Genomic DNA, 23,099 nt, shown 5'->3' with positions numbered 1-23,099 from the left:
CCTGATCAGTCGACGTCCTCGACCTGCTCGGCCGCGCCGCCATAGGCGCGCTGCGCGAGCGTGGCCTCCATGAAGTCGTCGAGGTCGCCGTCGAGCACGTCCTGCGGCGACGTGGAGGTGTGGCCGGTCCGCAGGTCTTTTACGAGCTGATAGGGCTGCAGCACGTAGGAGCGGATCTGGTGGCCCCAGCCGATGTCCGTCTTCGCGGCCTGGTCGGCGGCGGCGGCCTCTTCGCGGATCTTCAGCTCGCGCTCGTAGAGCTTGGCGCGCAGCATCTCCCACGCCGTCGCGCGGTTCTTGTGCTGCGAGCGGTCGCCCTGGCTGACCACCATGATGCCCGTCGGGTTGTGGACCAGGCGGACGGCCGATTCCGTCTTGTTGACGTGCTGTCCGCCGGCGCCGCCTGAACGCATCGTGTCGACGCGCACGTCGGACTCGTTGATCTCGATTTTGATGCTGTCGTCGATCACCGGGTAGACGTCGATGGACGCGAAGCTCGTCTGGCGGCGGGCGTTTGAGTCGAACGGCGAGATGCGCACGAGACGATGCACGCCGGCCTCGGTCTTGAGCCAGCCATAGGCGTTGTGGCCCTTGATCTGCAGCGTCGCCGACTTGATGCCGGCCTGTTCGCCGTTCTGATGGTCGACGACTTCGATCTTGAAGCCGCGCCGCTCAGCCCACCGCGTGTACATGCGCAGCAGCATTTCGGCCCAGTCCTGGCTTTCGGTGCCGCCAGCTCCGGGATGCACCTCCAGGAAGGTGTCGAACGCGTCGGCCTCGCCCGAAAGCAGAGATTCGAGCTGCCGCCGACCTGTCTCCTCCTTCAGCGCCCTGAGCGCCTTCTCGGCGTCGGCGACGATGGTCTCATCGCCCTCCATCTCGCCGAGTTCGATCAGTTCGACGTTGTCCTTGAGCTCGCGCTCGATGCGGAGGACGCCGCTCATCGCGTCGTCGAGCGCCGTGCGCTCGCGCATGATCTTCTGGGCGCGCTCGGGATCCTCCCAGAGCGCGGGATCCTCGGCGACGTGATTCAGCTCTTCGAGGCGGGACTGGGACTGATCCCAGTCAAAGATGCCTCCTCAGCAGCCCGACTGACTGCTCGATGTCCTGAACGAGGGTTTCGATTTCGGCGCGCATGGCCAGTTCGGATTCCGGAGTGTTCTGGTGGATGGGGCGGGGACTGGTAGCGGCCGGGCGGGTCTCTGTAAACCGCCGGCCGAGCGCTCGGCGCTTTCGTCGAGCGCGGGTGGGAAATGCCTGGGGCGGGCTCTAGATGGTTCGCTCCAACATGGAGACGACCTTGACCAAGCTCATCGTGATGTATCCCAAGCCCGCTGATCCGGCGCAGTTCGACCAGCATTTCCGCTCGGTGCACATGCCGCTCGTGCAGAAGATGCCCGGCCTTCGACGCTTCAGCTACGGACCCGCGAAGGGCATCGACGGAGCGGACGGCGCGTTCTTCTGGGTGTTCGTGGGCACGTTCGACAGCGTGGACGCGATCCAGGCGGCTCTCGGATCCCCCGAGGGCCAGGCCGCCGTGGCCGACATCCCGAACTATTCGCCGGCCGCCCCCACGATTCTCACTCTGGAAGAAACCGAGGGCTGACCGCTCTCAGGCCGCCGCGCGGCGTTCCTCGCCGGCGGCCTCCCAGACCTCGCGCGCCGCGTCGAGATTCATCGCCGCGATCGCCAGCCCCACGACGAGGTCCGGCCACGGCGAGTGCAGCGCGTAGGTCGCGGCTCCGGCCGCCACGATGCCGACATTGGCGGCGACGTCGTTACGGGCGGACAGGAAGGCGGCGCGCGTGAGGCTGCCGCCGTGGCTGCGCCAGCGGGCCAGCATGAGCGCGCAGACGAGGTTCACGAGCAGCGCGCCGCCGCCTGCGAGCGTCAGGGCGATCGGGGTCGGAACGGCCGGATCCCAGAACTTGTCCCACGCGGTCCATAGGGTGGCGGCTGTCGGCGCAAGCAGGATCGCCGCGAGCAGCATGCCGACGCGCGCGCGCGCCCTCAGCGACCATCCGAGCGCCATCAGGATCAGAAGATTGACGGAGGCGTCCTCGAGGAAGTCGACGCTGTCGGCGAACAGCGAGACCGAGCCGATAGCCAGCGCGACGGCGATCTCGACGCCGAAATAGCCGAGATTGAGCAACGCCACCGCGGCGACGACGCGGCGGAGGCCGACCTCGTGGCTATCGTCCCGCGCCGACAGATCTGGCGCTCAGTACAGCCCGCCGGTGCCTGTCCGCACCGCCCGGTCGGCCTCAGGGGTCACGACCTGCGGACGATCCGACGGCGCGGCTTGCCCGATGATCGAGTAGCTGTCAGCAGGCGCGGTCCCCGGCTTGAACGCCTCCAGGATCACCTTCGGGTCGCCGGCGGACGCGCGCATCCCCGACGTGGGGTTGATGCGGATCAGCTTGATGCCGGGCGGCACGCGGAAGGGGGTGGCGGGCTTGTCGGCCAGCGCGGCCTTCATGAACTCGGTGAACACGGGCGCGGCGACGGAGCCGCCGGTCTCGCCGCTCCCCAGGGAATGCGGCTTGTCGTAGCCGAGATAGACGCCGACCACGAGATCGGGCGAGAAGCCGACGAACCAGGCGTCCTTATAGTCGTTGGTGGTCCCCGTCTTGCCCGCGATCGGCTTGCCCACGGCCCGCACCGCGGTGCCGGTGCCGCGCAGCACGACTCCCTCCATCATCGAGGTGATCTGATAGGCGGTCATCGGGTCCAGCACCTGCTCGCGCCCGTCGACCAGCTTCGGCTCGTCCTGGCCGGCCCAGGCGGTCGCCGTGCAGCCGAGGCACTGCCGGTCGTCATGCCGGTAGATCGTCTTCCCCGTGCGGTCCTGGATCCGGTCGATCACGCTCGGCGTCACGCGCTTGCCGCCGTTCGCGAACATGGCATAGGCGGCCGTCATCCGAAGAACGGTCGTCTCCCCGGCGCCGAGCGCCATCGACAGGTAGGGCGGGAGATCCTCCATCACGCCGAACCTGCGCGCATATTCGGAGATAATCGGCATGCCCATGTCCTGGGCGAGGCGCACCGTCATGACGTTGCGCGACTTCTCGATTCCGAAGCGGAGGGTCTGGGGGCCGTAGAACTTCTTGGCGTAGTTTTCGGGCCTCCAGATGCCGATGCCCGGCCCCTGGTCGATCTCGATCGGCCCGTCGAGCACGACGCTCGAGGGCGTGTAGCCGTTGTCGAGCGCCGCCGCATAGATGAACGGCTTGAACGACGAGCCCGGCTGCCTGAGCGCCTGGGTGGCGCGGTTGAACTGGCTCTCGTCAAAGGAGAACCCTCCGGCGAGCGCGAGCACGCTGCCAGTGTACGGGTCCATGGCCACCAGCCCGCCGGAAATGTCCGGGATCTGCCGCAGGCGATACTCCGAGGAGCCCTCCTTGGCGGGCTCGACATAGATCACGTCGCCCGGCTTCACGACCTGCGACACCGTCTTGACCGCCCGGCCCTGCTCAGGGCCCTTGGCCCACTTCGCCCACCGCACGCCCTCGAGCGACAGCGTGCCGGTCTCGCGCTCGCGCGTCACGGCGCCGGACTTGTCGCGCCCCGGCTGCAGCCCGATCGAGGCCTGCGCGGCGCCCGCGTCGAGCACCACCGCAAGCCGCCACGGACGCACGTCGGTGTAGGCGGGGATGTCGGCGAGCGCGAGGCCCCAGTCGCCGCGCGGATCGATCTCGCGCAGCGGCCCGCGCCAGCCGCGGGCCTCGTCGTAACGGACCAGCCCGTCGCTGAGCGACTTGCGCGCGATCAGCTGCAACTGCGGGTCGAGCGTCGTGCGGACCGAGAGGCCTCCTTCGTAGAGGCCCTTCTCGCCATAGCGCTCATAGAGGACCCGCCGCACCTCCTCGTTGAAGTACTCGCTCGCAGGAAGCTGGTTGCCGGTCGGCCGGGGGTCGACGTCGAGCGCAGACTTCTTGGCCGCGGCCCCTTCCTCGGCGGTCGCGTAGCCGTTCTCGACCATCCGGTCGATCACCCAGTTGCGGCGCTCGATCGCGCGCTCGGGGTAGCGGAACGGATGGTAGTTGTTCGGCGCCTTGGGCAGCGCCGCCAGGTAGGCTGCCTCGGCCAGCGTCAGCTCGCTGACGGACTTGTCGAAATAGACCAGGGCGGCCGCGCCGACCCCATAGGCTCCGAGCCCGAGATAGATCTCGTTGAGATAGAGCTCGAGGATGCGATCCTTGGAGTAGGTCTGCTCGATCCGGAGCGCGAGCAGCGCCTCCTTGATCTTGCGCTCGTAATCCTGCCGGTTGGTCAGCAGGAAGTTCTTGGCGACCTGCTGCGTGATGGTGGACGCGCCCTGCGGCCGCCGGCCCTGGTTCTGGAAGTTCGACAGCGCCGCGCGCGCGATGCCGGCGAAATCCAGACCCCCGTGCTCGTAGAAGTTCTTGTCCTCCGCCGAGGTCACGGCCTGGATCAGGCGCTGCGGAATGGCCTGGATCGGCAGGAACAGGCGACGTTCCTTGGCGTACTCGGCGATCAGGCGGCCGTCATTGGCGTGCAGCCGCGTCATGATCGGCGGCTCGTACTTCGCGAGCTGCTCGTAGTCGGGCAGTTCCTTCGAGTACTTCCACACGAAATAGCCCGCGACCGCGGCCCCGGCGAGGCCCAGGAGAGCTCCGGTCGCGAACAGGAAGCCGAAAAAACGCACAAGCAGGCGCAAGCGATCCTCGCATATCTGGCGCAGCGCGACGCGTCAGCCCGCCCGACCGGGCGCAGATGCTGGCCGATCGCGCGCGTCTCGCTATGCCACGGGATCGAGCCGCTTTGTGGAGAATGTGCGGCGCAGGCGGCGCGAGGTTAATTTACGGCCCGCGGTGTGCCCTGCGCGATACGGGTGTCGAAGTACCGCGCGACCGCCTCCGCGACGGCGTCCGTCGCCTGATCGCGCCACTTGTCGGACATCATCAGCTTGGCGTCCTCCGGGCTCGACAGATAGCCGAGCTCGAGAAGCACCGACGGCACGTCCGGCGCCCTGAGCACCCGGAAACCGGCCGATCGAAGCGGGTTCTTGTTGAGCTTGGCGGCTTCCTTGAGCTCCTTCACCAGCCCGCGCGCGAACTGCGTCGTGAAGGCCTTGGTCTCGCGCCGGGCCAGATCGAAGAGGATGCCCGCCACCTCCTCCGGCTCCTCCGACAGGTCGACGCCCGCGATGAGGTCGGCGCGGTTCTCCTTCTCGGCGAGCCGCTCCGCCTCCTTGTCCGAGGCCTTCTCGGAGAGGGTGTAGATCGTGGCGCCGCGGACGCCGAAAGGATCGGCCAGGGTGTCGGCGTGGATCGAGATCATCAGGCTGGCGGCGTTGTCGCGCGCCACCTTCACGCGGGCGGGCAATGAGATGAAGTTGTCGTCGTCCCGCGTCAGCACCACGCGGGAGACGCCGCCGGCCTCGATCTTCTCCTTCAGCCGCTTGGCGAACGCCAGCACGATGTCCTTCTCGCTCGCGCCGGCGGGCCCCGCCGCGCCGGGATCGACGCCGCCATGGCCCGGGTCGATGACGACGACCGGCAGGTCGCGCTTCTCCGGCGGCGCGGCGGCGGCCGCCTTGTCGATCGTGCCCGTAGGGTCCCCTTCCCGGCTCGACAGCGACTGCAGGAACGCCTTGCGGTCGCTCGGCGTGAGGTCCAGCACGAGCCGCGCGGGCTGGCCGGCGACGGAATCGAGCACGAAGGCCTTGTCGATCGCGACCGGCCGCTTGACGTCGACCACGATCCGGGAGCGACCGGGCGCCAGAAGACCGAACCGGTAGGCGCTGATCAGCCCCCTGCCCTCGCGGCCAGCGGTCTCCGGCAGCCGGAAGGCGACCTCCGGCATATCGATCACGACCCGGTAAGGGTCGGCGAGAGTGAACGCCCTGATTTCCGCGGACGCCGAAAGGTCGATGATCAGCCGCGTGCGCTGCTCGTCCCCCGCGATGCGCGCGTCAGTCGCCACCGGGCGCGCGGCCGCAGCCGGCTCGGCGAGCGAGACCCCGCACGGCGCGATCAGCGCGATGAGCGCCAGAAGGACGAAGAGAGGCGAACGGATCATCGTGAATCGCGAAGCTTCTCGAACGGCGTGATTATCGAGCCTGAACCGTGTTACGAGCCCAGGGTTAATCGTCTTTAAATCAGCGGAAGGCGCGGCGCATCCGGGAGCGGCCGGAAGTCATCTTTCACGCTCGGGAAAGTCGCAAGCGCGCTCTCGCGCCTACTTCTTGTCACAGGTTGCCTCCTCGGCTAAACATCGGCGCCCACGGCGAAACGCGGCGAGTCTTTTTTCCGTCCCGTTTCGTCTGAGCGGCCTCAGTGCGCCGCCTCGCAGCTTAGCGCGCCACTCCAAGGCATCCTGTCCGGGAATGGCTTGCGTCGCTGCCGACGGCGAATGAGGACCCTCAGCGAAAGCGTTCAGCACCCTGCCGGCGTCAAGGCGCCGACCGGGACACGCGCCGTGAGCGGCCCACGATTTCTTCGCCGGGCCAGCTGTTGACGTCACGCGACGCGGTCCGGCCACCGAGCCCGGGCCGTTCCAGATTTGCGAGGTGGCTCGGACCAATGCGCACGGCGAGATACGCCGCTCCCGCTCCGTCCGAAACCTCGATCCGTCGGCTTCGCCGGCGTTTGCCGAACACGCGCGCCGCGCTGGCTTCGCGAAAGCGGCGCCGCCTAGGCTCAATCAACCCAACCGCCGCCGTGCCCCCGCGCCTTCCGCGCGCCCTGCCCGCGCTGTCGATTTTTTCGACCGCCGCCAGCCAGCCCGGCCGTACTCAAGAGTTCCCTACATGGCCAATAAAATGCTCATCGACGCCACCCACCCGGAGGAGACGAGGGTGGTCGTCGTTCGAGGCTCCCGCGTTGAGGAGTTCGACTTCGAGAGCGCTAACCGCAAGCAGCTTCGCGGGAATATCTATCTCGCCAAGGTGACGCGGGTTGAACCGTCTCTTCAGGCCGCCTTCGTCGAATATGGCGGCAACCGCCATGGCTTCCTCGCCTTCAGCGAGATCCATCCCGACTACTACCAGATCCCGGTCGCGGACCGGCAGGCGCTGATCGCCGAGGACGAGAAGGCGCACGCCGAGGAAGAGGCCGCCGAGGAGAAGCCCGCCGCCAACCGGCGCCGGCGCAGCCGCGCGCGCCCCAAGGCGACCTCCTCCGACAGCGACGACGCGGTCTCCGCCGACGCGGAGACGACGCAGGACGGCGACGAGACGTCCGGCGAGGCTGAGGCTTCGGAGGGCGGCGATGACGCCGGATCCGAAGCCGCGGTCGAGCAACACGTCGCCGAGCAGGAGGAGAAGGTCGAAAGCGGCGACCCGGAGGAGCAGACCGTTGAATCGGTCGGCGCCGGGGAGGCTTTCGAGGAGATGCCCGACCGCGCCCCGCGCCGCCTGCGCTCCTACAAGATCCAGGAAGTCATCAAGCGCCGCCAGATCCTGCTGGTTCAGGTCGTGAAGGAAGAGCGCGGCAACAAGGGCGCGGCTCTCACCACCTATCTGTCGCTTGCGGGGCGCTATTCCGTGCTGATGCCGAACACCGCCCGCGGCGGTGGCATCTCGCGCAAGATCACCTCCGCCCAGGACCGCAAACGCCTCAAGGAGGTCGCCTCCGACCTCGAGGTGCCGGAGGGGATGGGCGTGATCCTGCGGACCGCGGGCGCCAGCCGCACGCGTCCCGAGATCAAGCGCGATTTCGAATACCTGATGCGCCTGTGGGAGACGGTGCGGGAGCTCACTCTCAAGTCGAGCGCCCCCGCGCTGGTCTATGAGGAGGGATCGCTGATCAAGCGCGCGATCCGCGACCTCTACAACAAGGACATCGACGAAGTTCTCGTCGCGGGCGAAGAGGGCTACCGCGAGGCCAAGGACTTCATGCGGATGCTCATGCCGAGCTACGCGAAGATCGTCCAGCCCTACCGGGACAGCCAGCCGCTGTTCTCGAAGATGGGCGTCGAGACCCAGCTGGACGCGATGTTCTCGAACGTCGTCACGATGAAGTCCGGCGGCTACATCGTGATCAACCAGACCGAGGCTCTGGTCGCGATCGACGTGAACTCGGGTCGCTCCACCCGTGAGCACAACATCGAGGACACCGCGCTTCGCACCAACCTGGAGGCCGCCGAGGAGGTCGCCCGCCAGCTTCGCCTGCGGGATCTCGCCGGCCTGATCGTCATCGACTTCATCGACATGGAAGAGGGGCGCAACAACCGCGCCGTCGAGAAGAAGCTCAAGGATTGCCTCAAGGACGACCGGGCGCGCATCCAGCTGGGGCGCATCTCGCACTTCGGCCTGATGGAGATGTCGCGCCAGCGCATCCGCACCGGCGTGCTGGAGAGCTCGAGCGAGGTCTGCCCGCTCTGCAGCGGCTCCGGCATCGTGCGGGCGGTGCCGTCGGTCGCGCTGCACGTGCTGCGCACCGTCGAGGACCATCTCCTCAAGGACGCGTCCCGCAACCTGCTGGTCAAGACGCGCGGCGAAGTCGCTCTGTACATCCTGAACCAGAAGCGGACCCATCTGCGCGAGATCGAGGACCGCTTCGGCGTCTTCGTCAGCGTCACGGCCGAGGAGCACCTGCCCGCCGGCCAGCATGCGCAGGTCGAGCGCACCGATCCGGCGAGCGGCACGCCGCGGCTCGCCGCGCCTCAGGTCCGGGTCGACAGCGTCGAACCCGAGGAGCTCGCGCCGGTCGAGGCGGCCGAGGAGCTGCCGGCCGAACAGCCGGCCGCCCGGGAACAGGTCCATCCGACGAGCGACGAGGATACGCTGGAGGGTGGCAATGGGCGTCGCCGGCGGCGCCGCCGTCGCCGGCGTGGCGGCGGACGCAGCGACGGTGATCAGAACCTCGAGGCGGCCGATGATCGCCAGGACGGGCCGGAAGAGGACGATGAGCCCGCCGAGGTCGAGGCCGCGGTCAGCGACGTCGCCGAGGAGACGCCGCTCGTCGCCACGCCGGTCGAGCCCGAGCCTGCCGCCGAAGAGGACGAGGCCGAAGGCGATGGCGCCAGGCGTCGCCGCCGCGGTCGGCGGGGCGGGCGTCGCAACCGCCGCGACGAGACCGACGCCGAGGCCGGCGCCCCGGCCGACGCCGCGTCGGCCGACGCAGGCGACGCGGCCGTCCTGACCGGCGTCGCGCCCGTCGCGCCCGAAGCCTCTTCAGAAGCGGAGCCTGCCGCGGCCGAGGCCGGGCAGCCGGCCGACGTGGAGGCTGCGGCCCCTGAGACGCCGGCCGCGTCCCGGCCCGAGGCTTCCGTCGAAGCGCCGGCCGCCGAGTCCGCGCCGGAGGAGGCTGCGGCCGAGCCTGTCGCGCCGACGCCCGAGCCGCGCCGCCCGGCCGAGCTGGAGCCGGTCGCGGAGGATCCGAACCGTCCCCGCCGCACCGGCTGGTGGAGCCGCCGCGCCTCCGGCGGCTGAGCGGGGGGCGCGTCCCGCGCCCCCTCCCCCCTGGACCGCAGACAAAAAGAAAGGCCCGGAGCGATCCGGGCCTTTCTGATTCTGGCTCTGACGTTCAAGCGGCCTTCTGGCCGCTCAGTGCTGGGGCGTCGGCGCCTGCGGCTGCTCGGTCGCCGGCGCAGGAGGCGTCGGCTGCTGCTGCGCGCCCTGCTCAGGAGCCGGCTGCGGGGCGGCAGGCTGCGGGGCGGCAGGCTGCGGGGCGGCGGGCTGAGGCGCGGCCTGCTGCGGCCCGGGGGCCTCGCCAGCCGGCGCCGGAGGCGCTCCTGCGCCGCCGGTCTGCTGCCCGCCGCCAGCCGGCTGCAGGCTCGGCAGGATGCCGCCCTGACCGCTTCCGAGCGGCGCGCTGGGCGACCCCGGAAGCGTCGCCGGGGTGGGCTGGGCGCCGGTCGGCTGGAGCCGGTCGAACACCGACCCGCCGCCATAGCCGGCGACGATGGTCAGCGAAATGCTCGTCGCGAAGAAGCCCGCCGCCAGGAAGGCGGTCAGGCGCGACATCGGGTTGCTCTGGCTGCGCCCGGCCATGAAGCCGCCGCCGCCGCCAATGCCGAGGCCGCCGCCTTCGGAGCGCTGGAGAAGCACGACCACGACCAGCGCGAGCACGATCATGAGATGGATGACGATAAGGACGGTCTGCATGACGCTCGATCGTGAATGGGCCTGCGTGGGAGATCGCAAGGCGCGCTCTGTACACCACTGCGGCGCAGCCCGCCACCTTGCCCCGGGCGGGGGGCCGCTCCTGTATTCACGCTGGAAGGGGCTCAGCCCCGCGCGGCTTGAGCGATCGCGAGGAAATCGTCGGCCTTCAGGCTCGCGCCGCCGACCAGCGCGCCGTCGACGTTCCCGGCCCGCAGCAGCTCCGCCGCGTTGTCCGGCTTGACGGAGCCGCCATAGAGGATGCGCATCCCCTCGCCTTCCGCGCCGAACCGCGCCTGCAGCGCGCGCCGGATCCGTCCGTGCATTTCGGCGACCTCCTCCACGGTCGGGGTCACGCCGGTGCCGATCGCCCAGACCGGCTCGTAGGCCACCACGACGGTCTTGGCGCGCGCGGCGTTCGGGACCGAGCCTTCGAGCTGCCGCTCGACGACCTCGAACGCCTTGCCGGCGTCACGGTCCTCCTCGGTCTCGCCCACGCAGATCACCGCCACCAGGCCGGCCCGCAGCGCGGCTTCCGCCTTCGCCCGGACGATCGCGTCGGTCTCGCCGTGCTCGGCGCGGCGCTCGGAGTGGCCGACGATCACCGCCTTGCCGCCGGCGTCCGCGATCATCTCGGCCGAGATGTCGCCGGTGTGGGCCCCCGAGGGCGCCGGGTGGCAATCCTGCGCGCCGACGATCACCCCGGCCCCGCGCGTGGAGGTCGCGAAGCTCGTCAGCAGCGTCGCGGGCGGGAAGACCATGATGTCGACGACGTTCTTCAGCGACCCCTGATACGCGCCGACGATCCGCACGAATTCGGGCGCGGACGCGCCCAGACCATTCATCTTCCAATTGCCTGCGATGAGCGGCTTACGCGCGGCGTTCGACATCTGCACTGCCTCCGGAAGCGGAGCCGCGCCGTCGCGGCGGGGCCGTCGCGACCTAGCAGAAGCCGTCGCGCTTGCAAATTCCTCCCGCGCTTGCGATTTGCGACGGTCAGCGGGGCGTGTCAGCTCTCGCCGCCGCCAGCGGAGCCTTCGCTCCGGCCCCCTCCTCGAACGCGAGACGTGAATTCGCGATGCTTCAGACGCTTCGTAAAGGCGCCGCCGGCTGGGTCGCCAAGGTCTTCCTCGGAGTGCTCGTGCTGAGCTTCGCGGTGTGGGGCGTGGCCGACATCTTTCGGGTCGGCGGAGGGGGCCGGGACGCGGCCGTCGTCGGCGACCGCAAGATCTCGGTCGACGAGTTCCGGAACGCCTACTCGAACGAGCTCCGGCGCATAAGCCAGCAGGCCAAGCGGGTCATCACGCCCGAACAGGCCCGGCTCGCCGGCGTCGGCGAGCGGGTGCTCGGCAACATGGTCAATGAGGCCGCGATCGACTCGCGCGTCGCCAAGCTCGGGCTCTCGGTCAGCGAAGAGGAAGTCGCCCGCGAGGTCCAGGACGACGAGATGTTCCGCGGCCCGACCGGCGGTTTCGACCGCGTGACGTTCCAGGAGATCCTGCGGCAGAACAATCTGACCGAGAACGACTACATCCGCCTGCAGCGCAGCTTCACCGCCCGCAAGCAGCTGACGGACGCCATGACGGCGAACATGACGACGCCGGTCGCGCTGCGGCAGGCGATCCACGCGTTCAACGCCGACAGCCGGTCGATCACCTATCTGGAGCTCAAGCCGGAGGATCCGGCCAGCATCCCCGCGCCGAGCGAAGAGGCGCTGCGCGCCTATTACGACGAGCACAAGAACGCCTTCGGCGCTCCGGAGTACCGCAAGCTCGCCCTGCTGGCGCTGGACGCGAAGGCGATCGCGCCGTCGAAGGACATCCCGGAAAGCGAGATCCGCGCCTATTACGACGCGAACAAGCCCCAGTACTCGGAGCTCGAGAAGCGCTCGATCGAGCAGATCTCCTTCCCGACCCTCGAGGAGGCGCAGGCCGCCTACGAGCAGATCAAGAACGGCGAGCTGTTCGAGCAGCTCATGATCCAGCGCAAGATCAAGCCCGAGGACGCGTTCCTGGGCAATCTCACCAAGGCGGAGATGTTCGATCGCAAGGTCGCGGACGCGGCTTTCGCCTTGAAGCAAGGCGAGGTCAGCGCTCCCGTGCAGGGCCAGTACGCCACGGTCCTTCTTCGCGTCACCGGCATTCAGCAGGAGCGTGTGAAGAACTTCGAGGACGTCCGCGACGAGATCCGCGCCGTGCTCGCGGAGCTCTCCGCCAAGAAGGACGTGCTGGCCTTGCACGACAAGATCGACGAGGCCCGGCTCGGCGGCGCCACGCTGGAGGAGATCGGCAAGGCCCAGAACCTGCCCGTGCGCGTCGTCGAAGCCGTCGACCGCGGCGGCAGGACGCCGGACGGCGCCGGCGTGTCGGATCTGCCGCTCTCGTCCGAGCTCTTGGGCAAGGCGTTCGAGCCTGAGGTGGAATCCGACGTCGTCTCGGCCGAAGATTCCTATGTCTGGTTCGACGTGCGCGGCGTCACGGAAGCTCGCGACCTTTCGTTCGACGAAGCGCGCGCGCAGGCTGAGACCCGCTGGCGCGAGGATGAAGCCCGCCGCCGGCTCGACCGCCGCACGGACGAGCTGCTCGCGGAGCTCAAGGGCGGCAAGACGCTCGAAGACGTGGCTGCGGCCCAGAAGCTCCAGGTCGAGCAGGCGGAGACCACCCGCAGCGGCGGCGCGCCCTCGATCAAGGCCGCCCAGGCCACCAGCGTGTTCCAGACCCCCGTGGAAGGCTTCGGCGCGACGGCCGCGGACGAAACCGGATCGCGGCTGCTGTTCAAGGTGACCGCCGAGAACATCCGGCCCTTCGATCCGGCGGCCCCCGATGACAGCGGCCAGCTCGACAGGCTCGCCTCCGGAATGGGGTCCGACATCGTCTCGGCCTTCGTGCAGAAACTTCGCGAGGATCTCGGCACGCGCTTCGACCCGGGCGCGATCGCCGAGGTCGTCGGCGGGGCCAGCTGACCGCCGGGACGAGGCTCATGATCGTTTTCCCCGACGTCGCGGCGTTCTCGCCCGGATACGCCGCCGGCGAGCCTCAGGTCGTCGCCACGACGCTGGTCGGCGACCTCGAGACGCCGGTGTCCGCCTATCTCAAGCTGGCGGAGGGACGACCGAACGCGTTCCTGCTGGAATCCGTCGAGGGCGGCGCGACCCGGGGCCGCTACTCGATGATCGGGCTGAGGCCCGACGTGCTGTGGCGCTCCTGCGGCGGACGGGCGGAGATCAACCGCCAGGCGCTGCAGGACCGGGAGACCTTCGAGCCCTGTCCCGAGCATCCGCTGGAATCCCTGAGGCTGCTGCTCGCCGAGTCCCGCATCGACCTGCCGGATAATCTGCCGCCGATGACGGCGGGGGTGTTCGGTTATCTCGGCTACGACATGGTTCGGGAGATGGAGGACATCGGCCCTCCCAATCCGGACCGGCTCGGAACGCCTGACGCGGTCCTCATGCGCCCCACCGTGATGGTCGTGTTCGACTCCGTGAAGGACGAGATCACGGTCGTCACGCCCGTCCGGCCGACGCCGGGTGTTTCGGCTGAAGTCGCGCACGCCCGAGCCGCGGACCGGCTGGCCGAGATTGTCGAAGGCCTCGACAGGCCCGTGCCGAAGGAACCTGCGCGGCCGACGGAGTCGGACGGAGCGGCGTTCAGTTCGAACACGGATCCCGCCGAGTATGAGGCGATGGTGGCGCGTGCGAAGGAGTACATCGCCGCCGGCGACGTGTTCCAGGTCGTGCTGTCGCAGCGCTTCGAGGCTCCGTTCGACCTCCCGGCTTTCGCGCTCTACCGCGCGCTGCGACGGACGAACCCCGCGCCGTTCCTCGTCTATCTCGACTTCGGCGGCTTCCAGATCGTCGGCTCGAGCCCCGAGATCCTGGTGCGGGTGCGCGACGGCAGGGTGACCATTCGCCCGATCGCGGGGACGCGTCCCCGCGGCGCGACGCCGGCCGCCGACCGGGCGCTGGCGTCCGAGCTTCTCGCCGACCCCAAGGAGCGGGCCGAACATCTGATGCTGCTCGATCTCGGAAGAAACGACGTCGGCCGCGTGTCGGAGATCGGCACCGTGTCCGTCACCGACCAGTTCTTCCTCGAGTACTACAGCCAGGTCATGCACATCGTGTCCAACGTCGAGGGCCGGCTGGCGAGGCCGCACGACGCCCTGGACGCGCTGGTCGCGGGTTTCCCGGCCGGCACCGTCTCGGGCGCGCCGAAGGTCCGCGCGATGCAGATCATCGACGAGCTCGAGAAGGACAAGCGGGGCGTCTACGCCGGCTGCGTCGGGTATTTCGGCGCCAATGGCGAGATGGACACCTGCATCGTGCTCCGCACCGCGGTCGTGAAGGACGGTCGCATCCACGTCCAGGCGGGCGCCGGCATCGTGGCGGATTCCTCGCCGGCCGCCGAACAGGCCGAATGCGTCAACAAGGCCAAGGCCCTGTTCCGCGCCGCCGACGAGGCGCGCCGCTTCGCCAGCAGCGTGAGCCGCGGCCAATAAAAAGGGCGCCCTCGGAGAGGGCGCCCCCTTCTTGTCGACGAAAGCTTCGGCGCCGCTCAGTAGCGGCAGGGGACCCGATAGCGCTCGCCGTAGCGGTTGGTCGCGTAGCAGCGGGAACGGTCGCCGCGCGTCTGCGAGCCGACCACCGCGCCGCCGGCGGCGCCCAGAGCGCCGCCCACCACCGCGCCGGTGGCGTTGCCCGCGATCAGACCACCAGCAGCCGCGCCGACGCCCGTGCCGATCAGCGCGCCGCTAAGCGTGCGCTCGTTACGCGTCTCGCCGCAGGCGGCCAGACCGAGCGCGACAGCGGAGATGGCGACGATTGAGCCGAGTTTTTTCATTGGCGTCAGAGCTCCAGATTGGGATCAGTGGATTGTAGGCGCTCCGGCGCGTTCGGCTAGCCGCCGGCGCCGAAAGTGGTGAACCGACCACTGACGGGTCGGCGTCGTCAGGCCGACGCGAGCCGTTTTGGGGCGTCCTCGACCTCGCGCGCCAGGGGCGCCATCGCCTCCACGAGCGCAAGGAACGACGACGCCGGCAGCGGCGGCGCGAAAACGTAACCCTGCGCGAGCCGAACGCCCTTCGCGCGGAGATACTCGACCTGTTCGATGGTCTCGACGCCTTCGGCGATCAGGTCAAGATTCATGTCCTCGGCGAGCTTCACGAGGCTGTCGACAATGGCGACCGAGTACCGATCGGTGCCGATCGCGTCGACGAACATCTTGTCCATCTTCATCACGTCCACGCCGAGCTTCAGAAGATAGGACAGGCCGCCATGGCCCGTGCCGACGTCGTCGAGCGCCACCCGGGCGCCGAGGTCCTGCAGGCGCGCGATCACCTGCCTGGCGCGCCTGATGTCGTGGAGCGGCTGCCGTTCGGTCACCTCGAACATCAGCTGCCCCATGCGGATCGACGAGCCGGAGAAGATCGCCTCGACCTCGTCCGCGATCGTCACGTCGTCGAAATGGCCTGCGAACAGATTGAAGCCGAGCTTGAGATGCGGCCGGTCGCAGTAGAACGCGGCGAGGTCGTCGCGGGCGGCCTCCATCAAAGCGAGCGTCATCGGGAAGATCTCGCCGCTCGCTTCCGCAAGCGAGATGAAGCGCCCCGGCGGAACGATGCTGCCGTCGCGCTTGCGCCACCGGACCAGCACTTCGCACCCGGTCAGCCTCCCGGTCACGATGTCGATCACCGGCTGGTAGTAGGGAATGAACTCCCCTCTCCGGATCCCGTCATGGATCTCGCGCACCGGGCCGCCGGAGCGCCGGCTGAGCAGCACGGCGCCGGCCACCGTCAGCGCCGCGAACAGCAGGCCGGAGAGGTTGGCGTAGACGAACAGGCTCTTGTTGGCCTGCGAGATCGCGCCGCCGGGCATGTCGACGTCCACCCGGATGGGATAGCGGCTCGACGCGGACGCCGCGTGGACGGACGGGATGATCGAGGGCTGCGGCTCCGCCAGCGCCGGGTCGAGCAAGCGGCGGGCGACCACAGGGCCGTCAAGCATCACGACCTGCACGGCGAAGGCCGCGCTGCCCCGGGCGCGCAGGAACTTCGGGAACAGCTGATCGCCCGGCACCAGCGCGCGCAGCCCGTCGCCGGCGGGGTAGCGCCATTGCAGTCGGATGAACCGCTGGGCGCCGTTCTCGCCGGCCGTGACGGTCGACAGGGCGAGTTCCGGGCTGATCGCCTCGTGTTCGGCGGAAGCCCGCCTCACCACCCGCGGGGTCCCCAGCGCCGAGCAGGTCGCGGCGCCCGCGGCGTCGACGACCGCGATCTCGGAGATCTGCGGCGCCCGGCGCCAGGCCGCCTGGACGGCGGTCGCCTCCGCCGGCTCACAGTCGGACACGCCCTTCAGGGCGAGCGCGATGACGGCGGCGGACGCGTTATCGAGGCGCTCTTCGACGAAGCCCAGCGCCTCCGCCGCGACCCCGTCGGCGTCGCGCTGCGAGGCCGTCACGAAATTGACGGCCAGCAGCACGTTCAGGCCCAGAACGGGCGCCAGCGCGACCGCAAGGCCGCCGAGCAGCGCCTTCCTCCACGAGTGTCCGCCGTCCCGTATCAAGCGCGCGCCTCCGCTCGTCCTGCGGCGGCCGCGCACTCCGAGATGCGCGGGACCGTGCCACAGGGAGCTTAATGCGCCGCTAAATCAGCCCGCGGACTGGGTTCCGGCGACGACCTGCGCCTCCACCACCGCGAGCGCCGTCATGTTGACGACCCCGCGGGCGGTCACCGAGGGCGTCAGGACATGAGCGGGCTTCGCGGGCCCGATCAGGATCGGGCCGACCGGAAGCGCGTCGGCGATCCCCTTGATGAGCTGGCTCGCGATGTTCGCAGCGTCGAGATTGGGGAAGATCAGGAGGTTCGCCTCGCCCGTGAGCGTCGAGCTCGGCAGCAGCCGCTCGCGCAGCGCGGGCTCGAGCGCGACGTCGCCCGCCATCTCGCCGTCGACCTCGAGATCAGGCGCCCGGGACCGGATCAGGCGGAGCGCCTCGCGCATCTTGATCGCGCCGGGCGTGTCGTCCGAGCCGAAGCTGGAGTGTGAAAGCAGCGCGACCTTCGGCGTCAGGCCGAACCGGGCCACGCTCTTGGCGCAGAGCATCGCGCAGTCAGCGATGCTCTCCGCGTCCGGATCGGGCGTCACATAAGTGTCGGCGAGGAAATACGCGCCGCGCCCGCTGATCAGCAGCGACAGCGCGGAGTAGTCGCAGGCCTCCTCCGCGCGCCCGATGACATGGTCGATCGCGTCGAGATGGTCGCGGAACCGGCCTTCCATGCCGCAGATCATCGCGTCGGCGTCGCCGCGCTGCACGGCGAGGGCTGCGATCACGGTGGCGTTGGTGCGCACCACGGTGCGGGCGCGGTCGAGGGTCGCGCCCCGGCGGCCGGCGCGCTCCTGATAGAGCGCGACGTACTCGCGGTAGCGGCGGTCGTCCTCGGGATTGATGGTCTCGACGTCGTCGCCCGGCTTGAAGGTCAGCCCGAACCGCCGGGCCCGAACCTCCATGACATGAGGCCTGCCGATCAGGATCGGCGTCGCGATCCCCTCCTCGATCGCCACCTGGGCGGCCCGCAGCGCCCGCTCGTCCTCGCCGTCGGCGTAGATCACCCGCTTCGGCGCGGCCCTCGCGGCGGCGAAAATGGGCTTCATGATGAAGCCCGAGCGGAACACGAACCGGTTGAGCTGCTCCTCATAGGCCCGGAAATCCGCGATCGGCCGGCGGGCGACGCCCGTCTCCATCGCCGCGCGCGCGACGGCCGGCGCGATGCGCAGAATGAGGCGCGGGTCGAACGGGCTCGGGATCAGCGAATCCGGGCCGAACAGCCGGGTCACGCCGCCATAGGCCTGAGACACCACGTCCGAGGACGGCTCGCGCGCCAGCGCCGCGATCGCGCGCACCGCTGCGGCCTTCATGGCCTCGTTGATCGTCGTCGCCGCGACGTCGAGCGCGCCCCGGAAGATGTAGGGGAAGCAGAGGACGTTGTTGACCTGATTGGGGAAGTCCGAGCGGCCGGTGCAGATCATCGCCCCCGGGCTCGCCTGCCGCGCCTCGTCGGGCATGATCTCCGGCGTCGGATTGGCGAGCGCCATGATCATCGGCCGCTCAGCCATCCGCTTGACCATGTCGGGCTTCAGCACGCCGCCGGCGGACAGCCCGAGGAACACGTCCGCGCCGTCGATCACGTCGCCGAGCGTCCGTTTGTCCGTCGGCTGGGCGTAGACCGCCTTCCAGCGGTCCATGAGCGCCTCGCGGCCCTCGTAGACGACGCCCTCGATGTCGGTGACCCAGATGTTCTCGCGCTTCGCGCCGAGCGTGACGAGCAGGTTGAGGCATGCGATCGCGGCCGCGCCGGCGCCGGAGGTCACGATCTTGACGTCGGCGAGCCGCTTCCGGGCCAGCTCGAGCCCGTTGGTGATCGCCGCCGCCACGATGATCGCGGTGCCGTGCTGGTCGTCGTGGAAGACCGGAATGCCCATGCGCTCGCGGCAACCCTCTTCCACCTCGAAGCACTCGGGGGCCTTGATGTCCTCGAGATTGATGCCGCCGAAGGTGGGCTCGAGCGCGCAGATCACCTCGATCAGCCGCTGCGCGTTGGTCTCCGCCACCTCGATGTCGAAGACGTCGATCCCGGCGAACTTCTTGAAGAGGACGGCCTTGCCCTCCATCACCGGCTTTCCGGCGAGCGGACCGATATTGCCGAGGCCGAGAACCGCCGTGCCGTTGGTCAGCACGGCGACGAGGTTCTGGCGGACCGTCAGATCCGCCGCCTGATCGGGATCCTCCGCGATGGCGTCGCAGGCCGCGGCCACGCCGGGCGAGTAGGCGAGCGCCAGGTCGCGCTGGTTGCCGAGCGGCTTCGTCGCCTTGATCTCGAGCTTGCCCGGCCGCGCTCCGGTGACGCTGGAGCCGCGGTGATAGACGAGCGCTCCGGTGCGTAGATCGTCCGACATCTGGCTGGCCATACCGCTCCTCCAACACGCACGCGCAACGCGTTCAGGGGGATGGCGCCCTCCGCCGCGAGCCGTCAAGGGTACGGCCCGCACGGACGCTCCTCGTGACGCCCTACGAGCGGACGAAAAGCGCATGAACCGTGAGCCCTACGATGCCGTTGTTGAACTCGACCGTCGACCCAAGCGCCAGAAAGTTCTTTCCAGCATGAATCGCAGAGTTGGCGTTTATGCGCTGGCAGCGCTGATCCTCGTAGCGGCGACCGCCCTGGCCGCGCCATGGGCGGTGCGCGTCCTCGTCGAGAGGCGCGTGGACGATTCGCTGCAGAACATCCGCATCCGGAGCACCTCCGTGGTGCACAGGGGCGAGGTCACGGTTGATCTCGCGAGCCGCACCGTCGTGATCCACGGCCTCACGATCGATCCGCCGGGCGGCGCCTCGAGTATCCGCATCGGCTCCCTGACGATGATCGAACCGTGGCCCTCCAAGGGGCGACTGACGGCCCGCCGGGTCGTGTTCGATGACGTCGCCCTGCTGTCGGGCGACGACCGCACCGCGGTTCCCCTTATCGAGCTGCAGGATTATTCGGGACCCGAAGAGGGGCTGGTCACGACGCCCGGCGCCGGCCCGCGAGCCGCCAGCCAGGCGGACGTCATCGGGCAGGTTTCGGTGGGCGAGATCAGCATCCCCCTGATCGAGCTCGTCGCCGGCAAGACCGGCACGCGGCGCTCGTTCAAGAACATCCTGGTCACGCGTCTGGTGGATGGCGTGATCGACGCCGCCTCGATCGAGGACATCGCCGTCGAGGCGCCCGGCGGCAAGAATCCGGCCGCCCCGCCCGTCCAGCTCACGGCGAGCGCCGCGTCGCTGGCCGGGCTCAGCCTCCCGACGCTGTGGCGCTTCTATGCCGGCGAAAAGGCGAGCGGTCGGGAGCCGCTCCTCAACGAGATCTCAGCGTCTCGCCTCGCCCTGCGCGCCGGAAGCGCGGCTCGCGGCGAGATCGCCATCCGGGCTGCCGCCGCCTCAACCAGGGGGGTTCAGCTGCGTCCCCTCACCTTTCCGTTCGCCGAGATCGACGGGTTTCTCGCGAAGCTGAAGAACGAGGAGGCGCTGACCCCGGCCGACGTCAGGCAGGGGCTCCTGATGATCGTCGAGGGCGCCCGCGCCCTGAGCTTCGACGCAATCGAACTGTCCCGCGTCCGGGTGGAGCAGACCTCGGCGAGGGACGGCGACCTCTCGGCGACGATCCGCTCGGTCTCCGTCGGTCCGTATGCGGACGCGCGGCTGGAGCAGGTCGCGATCGAAGGACTGACGTCCTCGGGCGCCGGGAGCCGGTCGTTGCAGGTCTCCCACGCGCAGCTGAGAGGCTTCGACGCTTCGCGCCTCGCGGCCTATGCGGAGCGCATCGGACGCGACGAGATCATGCTGACGACGCAGCCGACCGCGAACGACGTGGTCCTGACGGCGCCTCGCATTCGCGCCATCGAGCTGCGCGACGCGCGCTATGGCGATCCGGACGGCACGTTTGCGCTCGCGAGCGCCCGGGTGAATGTCGACGCCCCGCTTGACGCGGTGCCCCAGCATCTGGGGCTTGAGCTCCAGGGCGTAGAGGTGACGCCCGATGACGCGTCGCGTCTGGCGGCGGCCGCTCGCAGGGTCGGTCTCACGCAGGTGAAGGGATCCGGCCGGCTTGCGATGACCCTCGACCCCAACACGCGGGAGCTCTCGCTGGACTCGCTCAAGACGACGATCGAGGATCTCGGCGCGATCGAGGCCTCGGGTTCTCTTGCGAAGGTCGACCCTCGACTCGCGATCAGCCGCGGCCAGGAGTTCATCGACCAGCTGTCCGCGATCATCCTCGAGCCGTTCAAGATCATCGTCCGGAACGACGGCCTGTTCGACATCGCCCTCCGGCGGGCGGCGCGCACCGCCAACGAACCGGACGACGTCTTCCGCGCCGCCCTCGCGGTCCGCGCGAGCGACGAGATCTCGACCCTGTTCGGCCCGCCGGCGAGGCAGTCCGCCGAGGCGCTCGCGGCGTTCATCCGGCAGCCCATATCGCTCGACATCACGATCGATCCCAAGACGCCGGACACCCGGCTGATCGATCTTCTTCAGTCGCTGCGGCTGGGACCGGCGGGGATCGCGCAGACGATCGACGTCAGGATCCTCAACCGGCGCTGATGGCGGTCGTCAGGCCGGCTTGGTGGTCGGGGCCTGCCCCTGCGGCAGGTTGAGCCGGATGTGCAACTCGCGCAGCTGCTTCGGGGTGACGTCCGAGGGCGCGCCCATCAGCAGGTCGAGCGCCTGCTGGTTCATCGGGAAGATCGAGATCTCGCGAAGGTTGGTGGCGCCCGTGAGCAGCATCACGATGCGGTCCACGCCGGCGGCCATGCCGCCGTGCGGCGGGGCCCCGTACTGGAACGCGCGGTACATGCCGCCGAAGCGCTCCACCACGTCCTTCTCGCCATAACCGGCGATCTCGAACGCCTTGACCATCGCCTCGGGGCGATGGTTGCGGATGCCGCCGGACGCGATCTCGAAGCCATTGCAGGCGATGTCGTACTGGAACGCCTTGATGGTCAGCGGGTCCTGCGTGTTCAGCGCGTCGAGGCCCCCCTGCGGCATGGAGAAGGGGTTGTGCGAGAAGTCGACCTTCTTCTCGTCCTCGTTCCACTCATACATCGGGAAGTCGACGATCCAGGCCAGCTCGAAGCGGTCGTGATCGACGAGCTTCAGCTCCTCGCCGACCCTGGTGCGCGCGAGGCCGGCGAAGCGCACGAACTTGGACGGATCGCCCGCGACGAAAAAGGCCGCGTCGCCGTCCTTCAGGCCAAGCTGGTCGCGGATCGCGGCGGTGCGTTCCGGGCCGATGTTGTTGGCGATCGGACCTGCGCCCTCCCCGCCTTCGCGCCACATGACGTAGCCGAGCCCGGGCTGGCCCTCCGACTGCGCCCAGGAGTTCATCCGGTCGCAGAACGCGCGGCTGCCGCCGCCCGGTCCGGGGATCGCCCAGACCTGATTGCCTTCGGTCTCGAGCATCCGCGCGAACACCTTGAAGTTCGAGCCGCGGAAATGGTCGGAGACGTCCTGCATGACGAGCGGATTGCGGAGGTCCGGCTTATCGGTGCCGTACTTCCGCAGCGCTTCGGCGTACGGGATGCGCGGCCAGTTCTTCGTCACCGGCTTGCCGCCGGCGAAGTCTTCGAAGACGCCGGTGATCACCGGCTCGACCGCCGCGAAGATGTCCTCCTGCTCGACGAAGCTCATCTCGAGGTCGAGCTGGTAGAACTCGCCCGGGAGCCGGTCGGCGCGCGGATCCTCGTCGCGGAAGCAGGGCGCGATCTGGAAGTAGCGGTCGAAGCCGCTCATCATGATCAGCTGCTTGTACTGCTGGGGCGCCTGGGGCAGCGCATAGAACTTGCCCGGGTGGATGCGGCTCGGCACCAGGAAGTCGCGCGCGCCTTCGGGGCTCGACGCGGTCAGGATCGGCGTCTGGAACTCGAAGAAGCCCTGCGTCTTCATCTTCGAGCGCATGGCGTCGATGATCGCGCCGCGCGTCATGATGTTCCGGTGCAGCTTCTCCCGGCGAAGATCGAGGAAGCGGTACCGGAGCCGCGTCTCCTCCGGGTACTCCTGGTCGCCGAACACCGGCAGCGGAAGCTCGGCCGCCGGCCCCAGAACCTCGATCTCGGTGCAGTAGAGCTCGACCTGGCCGGTCGGCAGTTCGGCGTTCTCTGTGCCTTCGGGCCGCGCGCGGAGCCGGCCGTCGCAACGGATCACCCACTCGGAGCGGACCGTCTCGGCCATCTTGAACGCCGGGCTGTCGGGATCCACCACGACCTGGGTCAGCCCGTAATGGTCGCGCAGGTCGATGAACAGGACGCCGCCATGGTCGCGCACGCGATGCACCCAGCCCGAGAGGCGGACGGTCTCGCCGACGTGGGAAGACCTGAGTTCCCCGCAAGTGTGGGTGCGGTAGCGATGCATGGCGACGAGTCCTGGATTTCGGGCGGCGCGGTCCCGCCGCAAAAGGCGGCCGGACCACGGCATGAGGCCCCGGCCTTGTCAAGGCGAGGCGCCCG

15 protein-coding genes are annotated in these 23,099 nt (G+C 69.2%); 5 read left to right on the top strand and 10 right to left on the bottom strand.

Annotated elements, in window-relative coordinates; translation table 11 throughout:
• Positions 1-5: 5 nt before the first annotated feature.
• Positions 6-1,137, bottom strand: a protein-coding gene (gene prfB, locus GGR24_RS04845) for a peptide chain release factor 2 (protein ID WP_183394110.1) whose coding sequence is annotated in 2 segments (ribosomal slippage) — positions 6-1,067 and positions 1,069-1,137 — 1,131 coding nt in all. Because the reading frame shifts where the segments join, the coding sequence is not laid out codon by codon here.
• A gap of 163 nt (positions 1,138-1,300) precedes the next feature.
• On the opposite strand from prfB, the gene GGR24_RS04840 reads away from it, so the two are divergent.
• Positions 1,301-1,606: an EthD family reductase gene (locus tag GGR24_RS04840; RefSeq protein WP_183394109.1), complete on the top strand. Its 306-nt coding sequence runs from the start codon at positions 1,301-1,303 to the stop codon at positions 1,604-1,606.
• Positions 1,607-1,612: 6 nt separating this feature from the next.
• Here GGR24_RS04840 and GGR24_RS04835 read toward each other — a convergent pair whose 3' ends face one another.
• The 3 genes from GGR24_RS04835 to GGR24_RS04825 all read right to left on the bottom strand — a co-directional run bounded on the left by GGR24_RS04835 (position 1,613) and on the right by GGR24_RS04825 (position 6,045).
• A complete protein-coding gene (locus GGR24_RS04835; RefSeq protein ID WP_343066195.1) occupies positions 1,613-2,158 on the bottom strand; it encodes a cation efflux transmembrane domain-containing protein in 546 nt (181 codons plus the stop codon).
• A gap of 63 nt (positions 2,159-2,221) precedes the next feature.
• A complete protein-coding gene (locus GGR24_RS04830) occupies positions 2,222-4,681 on the bottom strand; it encodes a penicillin-binding protein 1A (RefSeq protein WP_183394108.1) in 2,460 nt (819 codons plus the stop codon).
• A gap of 137 nt (positions 4,682-4,818) precedes the next feature.
• Positions 4,819-6,045, bottom strand: coding sequence for an N-acetylmuramoyl-L-alanine amidase (locus tag GGR24_RS04825; RefSeq protein WP_183394107.1), 1,227 nt, complete (start codon positions 6,043-6,045; stop codon positions 4,819-4,821).
• A gap of 730 nt (positions 6,046-6,775) precedes the next feature.
• Between GGR24_RS04825 and GGR24_RS04820 the strand changes: the two genes are divergently transcribed.
• On the top strand, positions 6,776-9,400 hold the full coding sequence (locus GGR24_RS04820; RefSeq protein WP_183394106.1) for an Rne/Rng family ribonuclease: 2,625 nt from the start codon (positions 6,776-6,778) through the stop codon (positions 9,398-9,400).
• A 114-nt stretch (positions 9,401-9,514) separates the two neighbouring features.
• Here the strand turns inward: GGR24_RS04820 and secG are convergent, their stop codons facing one another.
• Together secG and tpiA are read right to left on the bottom strand one after the other, a co-directional pair.
• Complete coding sequence (gene secG, locus GGR24_RS04815; protein WP_183394105.1) at positions 9,515-10,075, bottom strand: preprotein translocase subunit SecG; 561 nt, start codon at positions 10,073-10,075, stop codon at positions 9,515-9,517.
• 122 nt (positions 10,076-10,197) lie between these two features.
• Positions 10,198-10,962 carry a triose-phosphate isomerase gene (gene tpiA / locus GGR24_RS04810; protein ID WP_183394104.1) on the bottom strand — a complete coding sequence of 255 codons (765 nt, stop codon included), beginning with the start codon at positions 10,960-10,962 and terminating at the stop codon, positions 10,198-10,200.
• 188 nt (positions 10,963-11,150) lie between these two features.
• Here tpiA and GGR24_RS04805 point away from each other — a divergent pair, with 188 nt between their 5' ends.
• Positions 11,151-13,034, top strand: a complete 1,884-nt coding sequence (locus GGR24_RS04805) for a peptidylprolyl isomerase (RefSeq protein WP_183394103.1) — start codon at positions 11,151-11,153, stop codon at positions 13,032-13,034.
• Positions 13,035-13,051: 17 nt separating this feature from the next.
• Entirely contained in the window at positions 13,052-14,566 is a 1,515-nt protein-coding gene (gene trpE / locus GGR24_RS04800; RefSeq protein ID WP_183394102.1) for an anthranilate synthase component I, read from the top strand.
• A 56-nt stretch (positions 14,567-14,622) separates the two neighbouring features.
• Here the strand turns inward: trpE and GGR24_RS04795 are convergent, their stop codons facing one another.
• The 3 genes from GGR24_RS04795 to GGR24_RS04785 form a co-directional block, all read right to left on the bottom strand.
• Positions 14,623-14,907 (bottom strand): YMGG-like glycine zipper-containing protein, encoded by a 285-nt coding sequence (locus GGR24_RS04795; RefSeq protein WP_183394101.1) that lies wholly within the window; start codon positions 14,905-14,907, stop codon positions 14,623-14,625.
• Positions 14,908-15,014: 107 nt separating this feature from the next.
• Positions 15,015-16,628 carry an EAL domain-containing protein gene (locus GGR24_RS04790; protein WP_183394100.1) on the bottom strand — a complete coding sequence of 538 codons (1,614 nt, stop codon included), beginning with the start codon at positions 16,626-16,628 and terminating at the stop codon, positions 15,015-15,017.
• Positions 16,629-16,712: 84 nt separating this feature from the next.
• Positions 16,713-19,028, bottom strand: a complete 2,316-nt coding sequence (locus tag GGR24_RS04785) for a phosphate acyltransferase (protein WP_281375289.1) — start codon at positions 19,026-19,028, stop codon at positions 16,713-16,715.
• Between the two features lie 193 nt (positions 19,029-19,221).
• On the opposite strand from GGR24_RS04785, the gene GGR24_RS04780 reads away from it, so the two are divergent.
• Positions 19,222-21,198 (top strand): hypothetical protein, encoded by a 1,977-nt coding sequence (locus GGR24_RS04780; protein ID WP_183394099.1) that lies wholly within the window; start codon positions 19,222-19,224, stop codon positions 21,196-21,198.
• 9 nt (positions 21,199-21,207) lie between these two features.
• Here GGR24_RS04780 and aspS read toward each other — a convergent pair whose 3' ends face one another.
• On the bottom strand, positions 21,208-23,004 hold the full coding sequence (gene aspS / locus GGR24_RS04775) for an aspartate--tRNA ligase (protein ID WP_183394098.1): 1,797 nt from the start codon (positions 23,002-23,004) through the stop codon (positions 21,208-21,210).
• Positions 23,005-23,099: the final 95 nt, after the last annotated feature.

Origin of the sequence: Hansschlegelia beijingensis (assembly GCF_014196425.1) — a bacterium.
GTDB lineage: Bacteria > Pseudomonadota > Alphaproteobacteria > Rhizobiales > Methylopilaceae > Methylopila > Methylopila beijingensis.
This window is presented reverse-complemented; position numbering and strand designations above follow the sequence as displayed.

Coding starts and splice junctions, on each gene's coding strand:
- GGR24_RS04820 (WP_183394106.1), top strand. CDS start 6,776: ATGGCCAATAAAATGCTCATCGACGCCACCCACCCGGAGGAGACGAGG.
- aspS (WP_183394098.1), bottom strand. CDS start 23,004: ATGCATCGCTACCGCACCCACACTTGCGGGGAACTCAGGTCTTCCCAC.
- secG (WP_183394105.1), bottom strand. CDS start 10,075: ATGCAGACCGTCCTTATCGTCATCCATCTCATGATCGTGCTCGCGCTG.
- tpiA (WP_183394104.1), bottom strand. CDS start 10,962: ATGTCGAACGCCGCGCGTAAGCCGCTCATCGCAGGCAATTGGAAGATG.
- GGR24_RS04785 (WP_281375289.1), bottom strand. CDS start 19,028: ATGGCCAGCCAGATGTCGGACGATCTACGCACCGGAGCGCTCGTCTAT.
- GGR24_RS04780 (WP_183394099.1), top strand. CDS start 19,222: ATGAATCGCAGAGTTGGCGTTTATGCGCTGGCAGCGCTGATCCTCGTA.
- GGR24_RS04825 (WP_183394107.1), bottom strand. CDS start 6,045: ATGATCCGTTCGCCTCTCTTCGTCCTTCTGGCGCTCATCGCGCTGATC.
- GGR24_RS04795 (WP_183394101.1), bottom strand. CDS start 14,907: ATGAAAAAACTCGGCTCAATCGTCGCCATCTCCGCTGTCGCGCTCGGT.
- GGR24_RS04805 (WP_183394103.1), top strand. CDS start 11,151: ATGCTTCAGACGCTTCGTAAAGGCGCCGCCGGCTGGGTCGCCAAGGTC.
- trpE (WP_183394102.1), top strand. CDS start 13,052: ATGATCGTTTTCCCCGACGTCGCGGCGTTCTCGCCCGGATACGCCGCC.